Here is a 1,881-nt window from a genome sequence, read left to right as displayed (position 1 = left end):
GAAATCTAGGTTTCTCGGTGTATATTAACCTTATTCTACGCTTTTTTTCTTTCTGGTTTATTACTTTAAAATAACAAGAATTAAACTTAAGCGGTGTATAATTAATTGCGGTCGAATTCCTTAAACGGAATCCTTTACAATCAATTATCTTTAGAGTCAGGCGGACATTTTCCGTTGGAAAAGTCCGCAACTAATCATACACGTACCGTTATAAATAACCCGCACTTAAAAAAGTAGGGTTAGGTTTGTTACCTTCCCTTTTTTGCTTTTAGCGTGTTAGTCGGACTTTTCAATGCGCAGTAGAACGTTTATCAGAAAAGCAAAAAAAAGCTGTCTTTTTACGTTTAAGTCTAACCAAAACCAAAGGTTCGGGTCTTAAAGTAGAGTTTGGCTTGTTACCGTCCTTTTTGCCGCCTGTCCGCAAGGGTGACGCAAGGTGGACGTGGACGGATTGATTAATGCGGCAAAACTCCAAGGCTTTAATTTTACTATCATGCCAAGGGTTTGAGCCGCCCTGCAGGCAATTTATAACAAGATGTATAGCTAATTGCGGTCGAATTTCCAGACGGAAATTCAACCTTAATTTCCTATATTTATTCCCAACCGTATGGTACGCGCTTTTTTGGGCGCAACTTGCCATACATTTACCGTTATAAATAACACGCACTTAAAAAAGTAGTGTTAGGTCTGTTACCTTCCCTTTTTTGCTTTTAGCGTGCTAGTCGGACGCTGTAATGCGTAGTATAACGTTTATCAGAAAAGCAAAAAAGAGCTTTCTTTTTAAGCTTCAGTCTTACCAAAACCAAAGGTTTGGGTCTTAAAATAGAGTTTGGCTTGTTGCCGTCCTTTTTGCCGCCGGTGCGCAAGGGTTACCCAAGGTGGACGTGGACGGATTGATTAATACGGCAAAACTCCAAGGCTTTTATTTTACTATCGTGCCAAGGGTTTGATTCGCCCTGCAGGCAATTTATAACAAGATGTATAGCTAATTGCGGTCGAATTTCCAGACGGAAATTCAACCTTAATTTACTATATTTATTCCCAACCGTATGGTACGCGCTTTTTTGGGCGCAACTTGCCATACATTTACCGTTAGCACCAATTTGAACACAAACTTATGAGAAAACTATTTTTTGCAATTGGAATTTTAATTTCAATAAACTGTTGGAGTCAAACAACTGAAAAACTCTATTACAAAGATGTAGTGGATAATTGCATTGAAGATTTAAATAAACAAATAAATCAAGCTTGGAAAGACAAAGAAAATGATAAGGCAAGAGCATTATTTGACTCTCTTGTAAATAACTGTATTAAGGGGAAGTATTTATCGAATTACGATTTTAAAACAATAAAAAAGAATACAATTAGCACAGATAAAATCGATAAACCTATTGTGCTCTTGACTTCAGCAACTTGGTGTGGACCGTGTTGGGGAGAAATTCCCACATTAAATAAGTTAGCTCAAAAATATGATGGAGAAATTGAATTTATAGTTCTCTTTTGGAACAAAAAGAAGGATTTGAAAAAAATGGCTTCTAAATATGACAAAAGAATCCATTTAATTCCATCTGAATCTGAACCTATTGACAAATCATCGATAATGATTAGCGGCTTCAATCATAAACTGGACTATCCAGCAGCTTATCTGATTGACAAAAACAAAAAAATTCTCGATTTAACAAGAGGAGCTGCGTTTCCAACAAAGGATATGGGTTGGGACAAAGTGAATGAAATAAATGAGAAAAAATTGACTGAATTTATTAAACCAATAACTGAATAAAAACTGGTGCTAACAAAGAACTGAGTTAAAAAACAAGTTCTTTTAGTTCAATTTCGACACATATTTCTCATCATAAGGAATTCCGGATTTTGCAATGGCAA

The 1,881-nt window shown here is 36.0% G+C and carries 1 protein-coding gene; it reads left to right on the top strand.

Translation table 11 applies throughout. From position 1 onward, the window contains the following. Positions 1–1,117: 1,117 nt before the first annotated feature. Entirely contained in the window at positions 1,118–1,780 is a 663-nt protein-coding gene (locus ACXAGS_RS15690; RefSeq protein ID WP_474908084.1) for a TlpA family protein disulfide reductase, read from the top strand. The last annotated feature ends 101 nt before the right edge of the window (positions 1,781–1,881 follow it).

The organism is Croceivirga sp. ABH4_376 (assembly GCF_056160685.1).
Note: the sequence above shows the minus strand (reverse complement) of the source record. Positions and strands in the feature narration are given on the sequence as shown.

Excerpts from the sequence above, each read along its gene's own strand:
- ACXAGS_RS15690 (WP_474908084.1), top strand. The coding sequence starts at position 1,118 with ATGAGAAAACTATTTTTTGCAATTGGAATTTTAATTTCAATAAACTGT.